The sequence below is a fragment of the Micromonospora sp. NPDC051196 genome (assembly GCF_040682415.1).
Taxonomy (GTDB): domain Bacteria; phylum Actinomycetota; class Actinomycetes; order Mycobacteriales; family Micromonosporaceae; genus Micromonospora.
Genome location: NZ_JBFBAY010000011.1, coordinates 173642 through 188641, shown reverse-complemented (window position 1 = coordinate 188641; position 15000 = coordinate 173642). Strand labels below are relative to the sequence as shown.

Here is a 15000-nt window from a genome sequence, read left to right as displayed (position 1 = left end):
GACAGACTACCCTCAGTCGATCAGGCAGTAACTGTCGGCGATGTCACGGCGGGGCAACTTCGTTCTCGGCCCACCGGGCAGGTCACGAGGGGAATCGTTCGACCGTCCGCCCCCCGGACGAGGGCGTCCGACACCGCCCGCCGATCACCGACCGTGAAGCCCGCCTTGCGGCTATCGGCACGGCCCAGCTCCCTGGTCAATAGCAGGACGTGTGGCAATGATCACTATCCGTTCGGGCGGACGGACCAGGCGAGCCGGGCGCCGGACTTTGCCCGGCGATCCACGCCTGTCATGATGCGGCGCATGTCTGTGCACCGCCGTACCGTGCTGGGGGCTGGCCTGGCCGCGGTCACCGCTGTCGTCACCGGCTGCCGCGAGCCGGCTTCGCCGTCCACGGTGGATGCCGCTGCTGCCACCGGTTCACCCGCCGGCCCCGCCGCAACGCACGGTCCCGGCGCCGGCACGTCGGGGGTGCCGTCGTCAGGAGCCCCCTCGGCGGCGGCTAGCGAGGCGCTCGGCGCGGCACCCGGCAGCTCGGCCGAGGCGGCGGCCGGCGGCAGCTTGAGCGGGCAGGCCGGTATCGGTACACCTTCGCCGCTGAGCCGAGCCCTGACCGCTGAGCTGACCCGACACCTCAAACCGACCAGCGCGAACCCGAACCACCCCGCGTACGCCGGCGCGGTGGCCTACGTGCAGGTCGACGGCAAACTCCTCGCCCGCACCGCGGTCGGCAAGGCCCTGCGCTACGACGCCGGCCCGGTGCTGCTACCCGAGTCGAAACAGGTCGCCATGCGCCACGACTCGATCTTCGACACCGCCTCGCTGACCAAGGTTTTCACCGCCATCCTGACCCTGCAACAGGTCGACGCCGGCCGGATCGCCCTCGACGCCCCCGTGGTGGACTACCTGCCCGGCTTCACCGGTGCCGGCAAGAACAAGATCACCGTCGCCATGCTGCTGGCCCACACCAGCGGGCTGCCCGTCGGCGCCAAGGTCACCGGTCTGCCCGACGACGCCGCCCGACGCGCCGCCGTACTCGCCACCCCGCTGATCAAGGGCGCCACCCCCGGCACCGTCTTCCGTTACTCCAGCGTCGGGCTCATGGTCGCCGCCCAACTCGTCGAGAAGCTCACCGGCCAACGACTCGACAAGGCCCTCAAGTCCGGCATCACCGGCCCGCTCGGCCTGCACGACACCGGCTTCAACCCCAAGACCTGGCTCAGCAACACCGATCAGGCCGCCCGGCTCGTCGCCACCGACGCGCGGTCCTCCCGCGGGCTGCTGCGCGGCACCGTGCACGACGACGTCGCCAACATCCTCGGCGGGATCGCCGGACACGCCGGCATCTTCTCCACCGCCGCCGACCTCACCGTCATCGGACAACTCCTGCTCAACGGCGGCACCTACCGCGGCACCCGGATCCTCTCCGAGGCCGTCACCCGGCAGATGCTGACCAACGTCAACGCCGGCCTGCCCGCCGTCGACGCCGAACGCCCCAACCGCACCTCCGACCACGGCCTCGGCGTCGTGCTCGACCAACCCTGGTTCATGGGCAAACTCACCACCACCCGCACCTTCGGACACACCGGCTTCACCGGCACCTCGCTACTCGTCCATCCCGACCGCAAGCTGGTCCTGGTCCTGCTGACCAACCGCGCCCATCCCAACTGGAGCTGGGCCAACCCCGACCCGGTCCGCGTCGCCGTCGCCAACCTCTGCGCCTGACCGCTGATCATCTGTTGGTTCCCTGGCACGCCCCGCACAAAGGGACAAAGAGTCTCGCCTCGACCAGCGGTGAAGGACGCGCCGAGGTACCCCACGCCACAAGGCACTCCCCGAACCTGGTCCGGACGTGTCACGATTCAGAGCACGGCGTGTGGGTGGCGCCCAGGGGCTGGACGCGGGGCGCGCCGGCGGCGCGATGAGGAGGATGGTCCGGTGTCAGCGGGTGGAGCCCGTCGGGGGCGGCGGGACAACGGGATCGACGCGAGCGAGTACGCCGTGGCCGGCGATGTCGACCCGCGCGTCGGCGAGCACCTGCTCGACGTGCTGGCGGCCGGCGGCATCGCCGCCTATCTGCAACCGTCGGCGGATCTGAACCCGGTCACCCGCACCACCACCGTGCCGCCCCGACCGGTCGACCGGCTCTACGTGGACCGCTCGCACCTGAGCACCGCGCGGGATTACCTCAGCCAACTCAGCGATGAGAGCACCCCCGGGCGTGCCAGTGAGGAACCGGACATCGACGCCGAATGGGCTCAGATCGTCGCCGGTTTCCACGCCTCCCCTGGCACCGGCGCGCATCCGTGGCCGGCCGCGGAGGACGTGGACGAGCCGCCGGGCCGGGCCGGCACCACCACCGCGACGCTGCCGGGCAGCGACGATCCGGTGGGGCCGACCGCGACCCACGTACGCCGACTGCCGTACGCGGCGGACATCTCCGGTGTCTCGGTGGGACGCGGCCCACGCGACGGCGACGGCCCGTCGCTGCTGGACGGCCTGGACACCTTCGGCACGGACCTGCCCGACGACCCGGACGACAACGAGCGCTACGTCCCGCCCCCGCCCCCGCCGCTGCCCCGGGTGTCGAAGTACGCGCTGGCCGGCGTGCTCGCCGTGGTGTTCGGGTTCGTGCTGTTCCTCTTTCCCGACCTGGTCCCGGCCGACCGTGGCGTGGTGACGCTGCTCGGCTTCACCGGCATCCTCGCCGGTTTCGTCACGCTGGTGTGGCGGCTGCGTCCCGGCAACGAGGAGCACGACCCCGACGACGGGGCGGTCGTCTGAGCCCACCGCGCAGTGATCGCCCGGATAGCGGGATGTAGACCGCCCGCGCCGAGGGATGTAACAGTGGTGTAACTTACTGTCAGTAGGAATACCGCAGTACGTCACGTCACCCCCCTGACTGCCCGGTTGTTCCTTCTCGTGGCGGTCACTCCCCTGCTGATCGGAATGCCCGAGATGCGACAGAGTTCCCTCGTGGTGGTAGCCAACCGCCTCCCCATCAACGACAACGTGGCGCTCGACGGCGCCTGCGAGTGGCGACGCAGCCCTGGTGGGCTGGTGAGCGCCCTGCACCCGCTGCTGAGACACACCCCGGCTACCTGGGTCGGTTGGGCCGGCGGGACCGGTCCCGCACCCACCCTGCCCGACGTCGACGGGGTACGCATGCACACCGTGCCGCTGACCGGCGACGACCTGCGCGATCACTACGAGGGCTTCGCCAACGCGACGCTCTGGCCGATCTATCACGACGCGGTGGAGCAGCCGGAGCATCACCGGCGCTGGTGGGACGCGTACCAGCGGGTCAATCAGCGGTTCGCCGAGGCGACCGCCCAGGTCGCCGAGGACGGCGCGGTGGTCTGGGTGCAGGACTATCACCTGCAACTGGTGCCGGGCCTGCTCCGTGCCCTGCGACCCGACCTGCGCATCGGCTTCTTCCTGCACGTGCCGTTCCCGCCGCCGGAGCTGTTCATGCAACTGCCCCGCCGAGCCGAACTGCTGCGCGGGATGCTCGGTGCGGATCTCGTCGGCTTCCAGCGGGCGCAGGCCGCGCACAACTTCGCCCAACTGGTGACCAAGGTGCTGGGACTGCCGGCCACCGACCGGCGGATCGCCGTCGGTGACCGGATGGTACGCATCGGGGCGTTCCCGGTGTCCATCGACACCAACGAGATGGCGGCGCTCGCCAGCCGGCCGGAGGTGGCCGACCGGGCCCGCCGGCTGCGTCACGACCTCGGCAGCCCGGATCACGTGATCCTCAGTGTGGACCGGATGGACTACACCAAGGGCATCGAGCAGCGGCTCAAGGCGTACAGCGAACTGCTCGAAGGCGGGCACGTCAAGGTCCGCGACACGGTCCTGGTGCAGGTGGCGGTGCCCAGCCGGGAACGGGTCGGTCAGTACCAGATCCTCCGCGACCGGGTCGAGCGGGAGGTCGGACGGATCAACGGCGAGTTCGGCCGGGTGGGTGAGCCCGCGATTCACTACCTCACCCAGCCGTTCGACCGGACCGAACTGGCCGCCCTCTACCGGGTGGCGGACGTGATGGCGGTGACCCCGCTACGGGACGGGATGAACCTGGTCGCCAAGGAGTACGTGGCGGCCCGGGTGGACGACGCCGGCGCGCTGCTGCTCAGCGAGTTCGCCGGGGCCGCCGCCGAGTTGCCGCAGGCGTACCTGGTCAATCCGCACGACCTGGAGGGGCTCAAGCAGGGGTTGCTCGCGGCCCTGCGCGCCGAACCGGCCGACGTGCGGACGCGGATGCAGGCCATGCGCGCGCATCTGCGGGTGCACGACATCCGCGCCTGGGCCCGCTCCTATCTGTCCACCCTGGATCAGAGCGGTTCGCTGCTCACCCGGCTCGGCGGTTGAGCCGACGGTCCCGACCGAGCCGACGGTCGCGGGTCGGCCTGACGGCCCGGTCGGGGCCGACGTTCGCGGGTCGGCCTAGCGGCCCGGTCCAGGCCGGCCGGCGCGGGTCGGCTGCTTGAGCAGCCAGTCGAGGATCGCATCGATCGGCTCCTGCCACCGGGCGTCCAGCATCAGGTCGTGTCCCATCCCCGGAAAGAGCAGCGGTGCGCAGCCGTAGCGCCGGGCGGCGCGGGTCAGCGCCGCCGCCGGCACCACCCGGTCGTCCGGGCTGCCCAGGACCAGCACCGGCGGAGCGCCCACCGCCGGCTCCGGGTCCCCGCCGGTGAGCAGCTGCCACTGGGCGCGTCGGGCGGCCCGGCCCAGCCGAGCGGTGTACTGCCGGGCGTCGACATCGGGCAGTTCCCGACTGAACAGCTGGCTGCGGCTCAACCGCAGCCCGCCACCGAACACCGCCGGTAGGGTGCCGAACGGGTTACGGCGCAGGGCGGCACCGAAGCTCGCCCAGCCACCGAACACCGGGGCCACCAGCACCGCCGCCCGGGCCGGGTAGCGGGCCAGGGCGTGCGCCACCACCAGGGCACCGGCGCCGTGCCCCACCAGCACCGCCTGGCTCGGCAGGCCCGCCGCCGCCTGGACCACGTCGTGTGCGTACGCCCGCAGGTCCGCCTCCGGCGCCGGGCCGCTGCCGCCGTGTCCGCGCAGGCTCACCGCGTACGCCGGGAAGCCCCGGGAGGCGGTGTGCCCGAGCCAGTGCTCGGCGTACGCCCAGGCGCCGTGACCGAAGCCGGGTACGAACAGCAGCGGCGGATGCCCCTCCTCCAGTTCCGGGCTGGCGCTGAGCACCTCACGCCGGACCGGGCGGACCGGGCGCGCCCACTCCCAACTGCGCACCACCCGCGCCCGCTCGCTCAACTGCGTCACTTGCCCTCCAGGTCGCGCAGCGCACGCTCCAGGGCGCGCAGGTAGTCGACGTGGCCGACCTCGAACCAGTGCCGGGTCGAGTCCTTGACCCGCCCCGAGTAGCGTTCGCCCGCGCCCGCCGAGACCCGGGCGGCGAAGGCGTCGGCCCGATCCGGGCGGGTGGTGCGGCTGCGCAACAGTTGGGCGAACAACACCGCCTGCCAGTGCACCAGCGGGAAGATGCCGGAGTCCGGCTGGACCAGACCGGCCACCGCGAGGGTCGGATAGTTCGGCACGAAGGCGTTGAGCCACAGCCGGGGGCGGCCCACCCCCTCGTCGTCGCCGAGGATCTTCGCGTCGAGGAACTCGAAGCGCGGCAGGTAGCCGGTGGCGAAGACGACCAACTCCGGATCGATGAGCCGGCCGTCGGTCAGTTCCACCGAGTGGGTATGCAACCGGGCGACGTCCGGCACCGGGGTGATCGCGCCGTGGCCGACGTGATAGACCAGCTGGCTGTTGGCGATCGGGTGGGTCTCGTACACCCGGTGGTCCGGTTCGGGCAGGCCGAAGCGGGTCAGGTCGCCAACGGTCAACCGCAACGTGCGGTGGTAGAGCCACTGCCGCAGGCGCAGCGGCACCCGCAGGGCCAGCAGGGTGTCGTTGACCTGGTCGGCCGGACGACCGAAGACGTACTTCGGGGCGTACCAGTAGCCCCGGCGGGTGGAGTGCCAACAGCGCGACGCCTGCTGCGCGGCCTCCACCGCGATGTCGCAGCCGGTGTTGCCGGCGCCCACCACCAGCACCCGCTTGCCGCGCAGCTGCGCCGGGTCCTTGTAGGAGGAGGCGTGCATCACCTCGCCCCGGAACTGCTCCAGCCCGTCGTAGCGGGGCAGCTTCGGTGACCAGTTGTGCCCGTTGGCGATCACCACGGCGGCGTACCGGGAGGTGCGCTCGGGCCCGTAGCCACCGGTGCTGCGGGTGGTCACGTCCCAGCGGTCGCCGGCGACCGGCTCGACGCGTACCACCTCGGTGCCGAACCAGATGTGCCGGCGTAGGTCGAAGTGGTCGGCGTAGCGTTCGAAATAGGACAGCAGCTGGCTGTGGTGCGGGTAGTCCGGCCAGTCGTCGGGCATCGGGAAGTCGGGGAACTGGGTGAACGGCCGCGACGAGATCAGGTGGGTGCTGGCGTACACCGGGCTGCGGTCGTGTCGCCAGTTCCAGGCGCCGCCGATGCCGGTCTCCCGCTCGTAGCAGTCGACACCGAAGCCGTGCTCGGCGAGGTTCTTGATCGCGGTCAGACCACTGGCTCCGGCGCCGATGACACAGACGGTGTCACCCCGGTCGGAGACCGGGCGACCGTCGTGGCTGCGGGCGAGCGTGGTCGTCTCCGGATCGGGCCGGCCGTGCTCGGTGTGGGTGGGCACCGGGGATCTCCTTCGTCTCGGCACGCATGCCGGGTCGCGCGAAATCCTCTCCACATCCGCGCGGTATGTCCAGCCCGGCCCGAGCGCCGCAGCTCAGCCGGCGGCGGGTAGGAGCAGATCGACGACGATCGGGAAATGGTCGCTGGCGCGGCGGGTCAGCGGGGTGTCCGGCACGTCGTAGTCGACCACGGTGATCCGGGGGTCGACGAAGACCCCGTCGATGCGCCGCCGCGGGTTCGCGCAGGAGTAGGTGAGCCGGTCGGCCCGGTCCGCCGCCACCGCCGCGTCGGTCAGTCCGTGCGCGACGGTGTGCCAGGCCGGCCCGCCCGGTTCGTCGTTGAGGTCGGCCGCCGCGATCACCGGCAACGGCGCGGAATCCAGTTCCCGCTTGAACAGTTTCGCCTGTTCAGGCCGCTCAGCCGGGTCGGTGGCCAGGTGCGAGCCGGCCACCGTGAACCGGGCGCCGGTGCCCACCAGGCAGTCGGCGTACGCGGCACCGCGCATATGGCGGCCGGGGGTCAGCGGGAACCGCTGGTGGCGCACCCCGGTCACCCGTACCCGCAGGCTGACCAGGAGCAGGTTGCCGAGTGACGGCAACCCACCGGCGGCGACCACGAGACCGAGCGAGGCGGCCAGCGTGGCCGACTTCGCCCGCCAACCGAACCGCCGCGGCCCCTCCTGGACGATCAGTACGTCGGGGGCCACCTGACGGACGACCGCGGCCAGCGCGGCGACGTCGTCGCGCTGGCCGTGCACGTTGTACGACACGACGCGCAGCGGCACACCGGAGTCGGCCACCTCAGTTGATCTTCCGGGCCAGGTCGGCCGCACCGATGACCCCGGCGGAGTTACCCAGCTCGGCGGGACGGATCTCGGCCACCGGCAGCCGGCTGCGCTGGGCGAGCGACTCGGTGTAGGACCGCCGGGTAGGACCCATCAGCAGGTCACCGGCGTCGATGACGCCACCGCCGACGACGAGCACCTGCGGGTCGAGCATCTGCGCCATGTCCGCCAGGCTGGTGCCGAGCCAGCGCCCGACCTGGGCGAACGCCTCGGCGGAGACCGGGTCGCCGCCCTTGGCCGCGGCGGTCACCATCGGACCGGTGATCGCTTCCGCCTCGCCGCCGGCCAGTTCCAGCAGTGCGGTGGCCCGCTGCGGCTCCTGCCGGGCCGCGGCCCGGGCGAAGCGGACCAGGGCGCTGCCGCTGGCGTACTGCTCGATGCAGCCGAGCCGCCCACAGCCGCACTGGTGCCCGTCCGGGACGGTGAGCATGTGGCCCAACTCGGCGGCGATGCCGTTGGCGCCACGGACCAGTTCGCCGCCCAGCACGATGCCGCCGCCGACGCCGGTGCCGATGGTGAACATGACCATCGAGTCGTCGGCGTGCCGGGCCGCGCCGTAGCGGAACTCCGCCCAGGCGGCCACGTTGCCGTCGTTCTCCACGATCACCGGCAGCCCGACCGCCGTGCTGACGTACGCCCGCAGTGGCTCGTCCCGCCAGGCCAGGTTCGGGGCGAAGAGCACGGTGGAACGGCGGGCGTCGATCCAGCCGGCCGCGCCGATGCCGACCGCCTGGATGTCGTGCCCGGCGGCCAGTTCGGTGACCAGTTCGGTGATGACGTCGCGGGTCTTGCCCACATCGTCGGCGGGGGTGTCCCGTCGGGTCTGCACCAGCACCGTGCCGGTGTCGTCGACGACACCGCCGGCCACCTTCGTGCCACCCACGTCGACTCCGATGGTCAGCGTCACCGCTGCCACTCCCCTCTGCTGTGCCCCGCGCCGTACCTGCCCTGGCCGGTGGTGCGGGTCGTCCTGAGATCAGGCTTCGTCGCCTGGTGCGCCCTGCTGCTCGGCGCCGGTGGGCGCCACGGCGTCCGGGGCGGTCCGGTCGACGTCGTCCGGCGTCCGCGAGGTGGGCACCACCGGGCGACCGGCCTCCGGCGTCGGGACTACGGCGTCCGCGACCGGCCCGGCGGCATCGACGGGCGGGACGGCCGGGACGGCGACATCCTCCGCCCGAGTCGCGGCGGTCCAGACGTGCCGATCCGGTGCCGGCTGAGAATCATGCCCGGTACGGGTCGCCTCGCGCCACACGTGGTCGTCCTCGGTGCCCTCGCCCGGCCCGTCGGAGGGGTCGCTGGACGGCTCGGCGGGGGCGAAGGCCCGCAGAAAGCTCGCCAGTCCGGCGGCCAGATCGCCCGCGCCGGTGGCCAACCGCTCGGCGAATTCCGGACTCGGGTCACGTAACGCGGCGATTCCCCGGCAGACCGGGCAGACGCAGCATTCCGCCGCACCGGTGGCGAAACCCGCCCGAGGTGCGTCCGTGGACGAGTGCGGCGCATCGTTGTGACCGAGGACACTGGTCACGATCCCGCCCAGTGAGCCCAAGGGGCCCCCATTCGGGCTGGCGGAGGCCAACCGCGCGCTAGCCAGCAGAGTGGCGACGAGCCGCTCCGCCTCCTCCCGGGCCGAACCCGGATCCGTTGCACCCATCCTGGGCCCCTCTGCCGTGGCGAACGCGTCGCCAGACGCGTCACTGCGCCGAACCAGTTGCTTCTACCCGGCGCTTGAGCTGCTTCAACGCGGCGTCCATGATCATTTTTTCGGCCTTGCGCCGAAACATTCCGAGCATCCCGACCGCGAGTTCCACCTCCAGGGTGTAGGTCACGGTGGTGCTCCCGTCGGCGTTGCCGACCAGGTCGTACGATCCGCGCTGGAGCCTCTGCATCTTCGACGGCGCCACCAGGTGCCACTCGATGCGGGACAGGTCCTCGGCGTAGGCGTACTCCAGCACGTACTCGTCGGCCATCACACCGGCATCCAGGACGAACCGGACCTGACTCGCGTAACCGTCCTCGTACTCCTCGACGACCTCCGCCCGGCGCACCGCGTCGGCCCACTGGGGATAGCTCGGAAAGTCACAGATGACCGCCGCCACCTGGTCCGGTGACGCGCCGATGATGATCGACTGGGTGGAGGAGTCCGCCATGGGGGGAGGCTACCCGTCCCGGGCCACAGTCGTGCCGCGCCGCCCCACCTGCGGTGTGCTCGGCAAAGGCCGGGCAGGTAGGTTTCGACAGAGCCGACCCCGCCGGTGGCGCCCCCGACCGGCCAGTGCAAGCACGAGGGAGTGCAGGTGCGCGAGTTCTCCGTCCCGCCGATCGTCACCGTCGGCGATTCGGCCAACCTCACCGATCCCGTCTGGGACAACGCCGAGGTTGCGCCGGACGCGGTGCAGTTCATCCGTCGCGACGCCACCGGTGGGCTGGTGGACGTCACCTGCCGCCAGTTCCGCGACGAGGTGGTGGCGGTCGCCCGTGGTCTGGTCGCCGCCGGAATACGACCCGGCGACCGGGTCGCGCTGATGAGCCGGACCCGCTACGAGTGGACCCTGGCCGACTACGCGATCTGGGCCGCCGGCGCGGTGACCGTGCCGGTCTACGAGACCTCCAGCGCCGAACAGGCCGCCTGGATCCTGGCCGACTCCGGCGCGGTGGCCGCCGTGGTGGAGAGCACCGCGCACGCCACGCTGGTGGCCGGCGTCCGCGACCGGCTGCCCGAACTGGCGCACCTGTGGCAGATCGACCTCGGCGGGATCGACGACCTCGTCGCCGCGGGCGCCACGGTGGAGCCCGCCGAGGTCGAGCAACGGCGGGCCGGACTGCGCTCCTCCGACGTCGCGACCATCATCTACACCAGCGGCACCACCGGCCGACCCAAGGGCTGTGTGCTCACCCACCGCAACATGTACTCCGACATCGCCAACGCGGTGCCGGTGCTGCCGAACCTGTTCGGTCCGAACGCCTCGACGCTGCTGTTCCTGCCGCTCGCGCACGCCTTCGCCCGGCTCATCCAGATCGGCGCGATCCAGGCCCGGGCCACCATGGCGCACTGTTCGGACACCAAGAACCTGGTCGCCGAACTGCAAGAGATCAAGCCGACCTTCGTGCTGTCCGTACCCCGGGTCTTCGAGAAGGTCTACAACGGCGCCAGGCAGAAGGCCGAGGCCGCCGGCAAGGGCAAGATCTTCGCCCGCGCCGAGGCGGTCGCCATCGCCTACAGCGAGGCGCTGGAGACCTCCGCCGGGCCGGGTCTGGCCCTGCGAGTCCAGCACGCGCTCTTCGACAAGCTGGTCTACGGCAAGCTGCGCGCCGCGCTCGGCGGGCGCTGCCGTGACGCGATCTCCGGAGGGGCGCCGCTCGGCGCCCGGTTGGGACACTTCTTCCGGGGCGTCGGGGTGACCGTCTGCGAGGGGTACGGCCTCACCGAGACCTCGCCGGCCGCGTCGGCGAACCTGCCGGGCTTCACCCGGATCGGCACGGTCGGTCGGCCGCTGCCCGGCGTGACCATCCGGATCGCCGACGACGGCGAGGTCCTCATCGCCGGCGACATCATCTTCCAGGGCTACTGGCGCAACGACGAGGCCACCGCCGAGGCGATCAGCCCGGACGGCTGGTTCCGTACCGGCGACCTCGGTTCGCTCGACAGCGACGGCTACCTGACCATCACCGGCCGGAAGAAGGAGATCATCGTGACGGCCGGCGGCAAGAACGTCGCCCCGGCCGTGCTGGAGGACCAGGTGCGAGCACACCAACTGGTCAGCCAGTGCGTGGTGGTGGGCGACCGGCAGCCGTTCATCGCCGCGCTGATCACCCTCGACGAGGAGGCGCTGCCCGCCTGGTTGGAGTCGGTCGGCCTGCCCGCCGACACCAGCGCCGAGACGCTGCGCGAGCACGAGGGGCTGCGGGCGGAGATCCAGGCCGCGGTGGACCGGGCCAACCAGTCGGTCTCCAGGGCCGAGGCGATCAAGGTGTTCCGGATCCTGCCCCGGGACTTCACCGAGGCCACCGGCGAGTTGACCCCGTCGATGAAGGTCAAGCGTCAAGTCGTACACAAGACGTACGCGGCGGAAATCGCGGACATCTACCGCAGCTGACTACCATCCGTCACGTGCCCGCCTCGACAACCGCCCTGGCCCGCTCGCATCCGCTCGCCTCGGCGACGCGGGTGGTCGTGCTCGCACTGGTCGCCGTCCTGACCCTGCTCGCCACCCGTGACCTGACCCAGCTCTGGTGGATCGTCCTGCTCGCGGTCGCCGGCATGCCCGCGTCGCTGGCCCCCGAGCACTGGCTGATCGGACCGATCAGCCGGACGGCGGAGGTGGTGGTGCTCGGCCTGGCGGCGAGCCAGGTCGCGGCCGTCGCCACCATCGGCGGACACATCGACGGGCTCGGTGCCTCCGCGGTGCTGCCGTACCTGGCTGTGCCGGTGACGGTCACCGCGCTGCGACGCCGCTTCCGCGAGGGCACCCTGCTGATCGCGACCGTCGCGGGCACCCTGTTCATCGCGGGTGCGTTCACCGAGGTCGGCGGAGCGCGCCAGGTGAGCCAGACGGGCTATCTCGCGGTCTGCGCCCAGTGGCTGATCCTGGCCGTGCTCGGCCTCTACGCGGCGCAGACCCTGCACCGGGTGATGCAGCTGCGACAGGACGCCAAACCCCAGCCGTACGCGGAGGCGACCCGGCTGCTGACCCAGCTGCGTACCGTCGCCCGCCAACTGCCCGGCGCGACGCTGGACCCGGGTGGGATCTCCGAGCACCTGCTGGAGGAGTTGCGTACGGTGGCCCGCACCGACCGGGGGGCGGTGCTGTCCGCCAGCGGCGGGGGGCGGCTGGTGGTGCTCGCCCAGATCGGTGCGGACCGGGTCGACTGGGAGACCACGCTCGACGCGGACTCGGCCATCGCCGACGCCTGGGCCAGTCAGCAGCCGCAGACCGCGGCCCGTTCGCAGTCCCGCTCCCACCGTGGCGGCGAGGTGTCGGCGCTGATCGTGCCGCTGGTCGCCGGGGTCCGCACGGTCGGACTGGTGGTGTTGGAGGCCGACGCCAACCACGCGTACCCGGGATCGGTGACGGCCCAGGTGACCGGGCTGACCGGTCCGGCCGCGCTGCGGCTGGAGGCCGCCCTGCTCTTCGACGAGGTGCGGTCGCTGGCCACCAACGAGGAGCGGCAGCGGCTGGCCCGGGAGATCCACGACGGGGTAGCCCAGGAACTGGTGATGGTCGGCTACGGCATCGACAACGCCCTGGCCACCGTGCACGACGACACCGAGGAGACCGCCGAGAGCCTGCGCACCCTGCGACAGGAGGTCACCCGGGTGATCACCGAGCTGCGGCTGAGCCTGTTCGAGTTGCGTAGCGAGGTGGACCGGCACGGCGGCCTGGCCGCCGCGATCGCCGAGTACGCCCGCACCGTCGGTGCCTCCGGCGGACTGCGGGTGCACCTGTCGCTGGACGAGTCCACCGCCCGGCTGCCCGCAGCCACCGAGGCCGAGTTGCTGCGCATCGCCCAGGAGGCGGTGACCAACGCCCGCAAGCACGCCGGGGCGTCCAATCTCTGGGTCACCTGTGAGGTGGATCCCCCGTACGCCCAGATCGAAGTGTCGGATGACGGTCACGGCATAGGCGACCAACGTTCCGACGGGCACTATGGGCTTGCGATCATGGCCGAGAGAGCGGAACGTATCCGGGGCCGGTTGGAGATCAGACCACGTCAGCCCAGTGGGACGACCGTGGCAGTGGTGGTCGGCTCCTCGCCCCGGCGCGATAACCTTCGCGGTAGCGCCGCCGCAGCAGAAGGGGAGTAACCCGAGGATGACCACAAGTCCGACACCGGCTACCCGTACCAAGGTCCTCCTTGTCGACGACCACGACTTGATCCGTAAAGGCCTGCGGCACGCCTTCGAGCGCGACCGGCAGTTCGAGGTCGTCGGCGAGGCCGCCACCGCGGCGGAGGGCGTACGGCAGGCCGGCGCGTTGCAGCCGGACGTGGTGATCATGGACCTGCGGCTGCCCGACGGCAGTGGCCTGGAGGCCACCCGGGCGCTGCGCAAGTCCAGCGCGTCGATGGGCATCGTGGTGCTCACCATGTACGCGGGCGACGACCAGCTCTTCGGTGCCTTGGAGGCCGGGGCGAGCGCGTTCGTCCCGAAGACCGCGCCGGCCGACGAGGTCGTCGCCGCCGCCCGGCACGCCGCCTCCTCCCCCAGCGCCTTCACCGCAGCCGACCTGGCCGAGGCGATGAAGCGCCGGCTCGCCCCGTCCGGGCCGCAGCTGTCGCCGCGCGAGGGTCAGGTGCTGCGACTGCTCGCCGACGGCATGAGCGTCGCCGGCATCGCCAAGCAGCTGTTCGTCAGCGAGTCGACCGCCAAGACGCACATCTCCAAGCTCTACGAGAAGCTCGGTGCGGCCAACCGGGCCCAGGCGCTGATGACCGCGCTGCGGCTCGGTCTGCTCGAAGCGCCGGACGCGCCCAAGTTCTAAAGCACCCACGTCGACGGGGGATCCGTGTCCGCCACCCGTGCGGGCACGGATCCTCCGTATCAACCGCCGTACGCAACGCGCTCTGGCCTCGCTGACGAAAGCGGGGCAGAATACCCGCCGGGGCACTCACGCCCGACACGGTGTGCGGAGGAGTGAGAACATTGCAGCGGCCGGACTGGGCACCCGAGACGATCGATGTCGAGCGGCCCAGCGTCGCTCGAATGTACGACTACTACCTCGGCGGTTCACACAACTTCGCGGTGGACCGGGCAGCGGCCCAGGCAATGGTGGCTGCGGTGCCGGAGGCCCCGCTGATGGCCCAGGCCAACCGCGCTTTCCTGCGCCGGGCCGTGCAGTTCCTCACCGACGCGGGGATCCGGCAGTTCCTGGACATCGGTTCAGGCATCCCCACCGTCGGCAACGTGCACGAGATCGCCCAGCGACACGCCCCTGACTCTCGGGTGGTCTACGTCGACGTCGACCCGGTGGCGGTGGCGCACAGCCGGGAGATCCTGGCCGGCAACGAGGGCGCGACGGTGGTCCAGGAGGATCTGCGCCACCCCGAGCGCATCCTCGACCACCCGGACGTACGCGCGATGCTCGACTTCTCCCAGCCGATCGCCGTACTGGTCGTGGCGGTGCTGCACTTCGTCGGCGAGCACGACCGTCCGGCCGAGGTGCTGCGCACCTTGCGGGCGGCGCTGGCCCCGGGCAGTTACCTGGTGCTGTCGCAGGCCAGCGACGACGGCCGCAGCGCTGCCGAACGGGATGAGGCGCGGAAGGTCTACCAACGCACCGACAACCCGCTGTGGGTCCGCAGTCGGGCCGAGCTGACCGCGTTCTTCGACGGCTTCGAGCTGGTCGAGCCGGGGGTGGTGTGGGTGCCGCAGTGGCGTCCGGAGACCCTGGACAGCGTCGAGGACGCCGAGCGGGCGGTCTTCCTGGGTGGGGTCGGGCGGCTCGGTGGCTGAGCCTCCGGACGG

General features: G+C 71.6%; 13 protein-coding genes. 7 read left to right on the top strand and 6 right to left on the bottom strand.

Features of this window, described 5'->3' with window-relative positions; genetic code table 11:
• The first annotated feature begins 303 nt into the window (after positions 1-303).
• From AB0M35_RS21575 to AB0M35_RS21565, 3 genes are all read left to right on the top strand, one after another.
• Entirely contained in the window at positions 304-1725 is a 1422-nt protein-coding gene (locus AB0M35_RS21575; protein ID WP_363747340.1) for a serine hydrolase domain-containing protein, read from the top strand.
• A gap of 213 nt (positions 1726-1938) precedes the next feature.
• Positions 1939-2784 (top strand): DUF308 domain-containing protein, encoded by an 846-nt coding sequence (locus AB0M35_RS21570; protein WP_363747339.1) that lies wholly within the window; start codon positions 1939-1941, stop codon positions 2782-2784.
• Positions 2785-2958: 174 nt separating this feature from the next.
• A complete protein-coding gene (locus AB0M35_RS21565) occupies positions 2959-4371 on the top strand; it encodes a trehalose-6-phosphate synthase (RefSeq protein ID WP_363747338.1) in 1413 nt (470 codons plus the stop codon).
• A 75-nt stretch (positions 4372-4446) separates the two neighbouring features.
• On the opposite strand, the gene AB0M35_RS21560 is transcribed toward AB0M35_RS21565, so the two are convergent.
• From AB0M35_RS21560 to AB0M35_RS21535, 6 genes are all read right to left on the bottom strand, one after another.
• Entirely contained in the window at positions 4447-5283 is an 837-nt protein-coding gene (locus AB0M35_RS21560) for an alpha/beta fold hydrolase (RefSeq protein WP_363747371.1), read from the bottom strand.
• A 5-nt stretch (positions 5284-5288) separates the two neighbouring features.
• Complete coding sequence (locus AB0M35_RS21555; RefSeq protein WP_363747337.1) at positions 5289-6695, bottom strand: NAD(P)-binding domain-containing protein; 1407 nt, start codon at positions 6693-6695, stop codon at positions 5289-5291.
• A 93-nt stretch (positions 6696-6788) separates the two neighbouring features.
• Complete coding sequence (locus tag AB0M35_RS21550; RefSeq protein WP_363747336.1) at positions 6789-7493, bottom strand: endonuclease/exonuclease/phosphatase family protein; 705 nt, start codon at positions 7491-7493, stop codon at positions 6789-6791.
• A 1-nt stretch (position 7494) separates the two neighbouring features.
• Positions 7495-8445 carry an ROK family glucokinase gene (locus AB0M35_RS21545; RefSeq protein ID WP_363747335.1) on the bottom strand — a complete coding sequence of 317 codons (951 nt, stop codon included), beginning with the start codon at positions 8443-8445 and terminating at the stop codon, positions 7495-7497.
• Between the two features lie 69 nt (positions 8446-8514).
• Positions 8515-9189 carry a hypothetical protein gene (locus tag AB0M35_RS21540; protein ID WP_363747334.1) on the bottom strand — a complete coding sequence of 225 codons (675 nt, stop codon included), beginning with the start codon at positions 9187-9189 and terminating at the stop codon, positions 8515-8517.
• Positions 9190-9229: 40 nt separating this feature from the next.
• Entirely contained in the window at positions 9230-9685 is a 456-nt protein-coding gene (locus AB0M35_RS21535) for an SRPBCC family protein (protein ID WP_363747333.1), read from the bottom strand.
• Between the two features lie 147 nt (positions 9686-9832).
• Here AB0M35_RS21535 and AB0M35_RS21530 point away from each other — a divergent pair, with 147 nt between their 5' ends.
• From AB0M35_RS21530 to AB0M35_RS21515, 4 genes are all read left to right on the top strand, one after another.
• A complete protein-coding gene (locus AB0M35_RS21530) occupies positions 9833-11632 on the top strand; it encodes an AMP-dependent synthetase/ligase (RefSeq protein WP_363747332.1) in 1800 nt (599 codons plus the stop codon).
• A 14-nt stretch (positions 11633-11646) separates the two neighbouring features.
• On the top strand, positions 11647-13341 hold the full coding sequence (locus AB0M35_RS21525; protein WP_363747331.1) for a GAF domain-containing sensor histidine kinase: 1695 nt from the start codon (positions 11647-11649) through the stop codon (positions 13339-13341).
• Positions 13342-13348: 7 nt separating this feature from the next.
• Positions 13349-14017, top strand: a complete 669-nt coding sequence (locus AB0M35_RS21520; RefSeq protein ID WP_007072219.1) for a response regulator transcription factor — start codon at positions 13349-13351, stop codon at positions 14015-14017.
• Between the two features lie 161 nt (positions 14018-14178).
• The gene (locus AB0M35_RS21515; protein ID WP_363747370.1) at positions 14179-14988 is read left to right on the top strand and encodes an SAM-dependent methyltransferase; all 810 of its coding nucleotides are present in this window, start codon (positions 14179-14181) and stop codon (positions 14986-14988) included.
• The last annotated feature ends 12 nt before the right edge of the window (positions 14989-15000 follow it).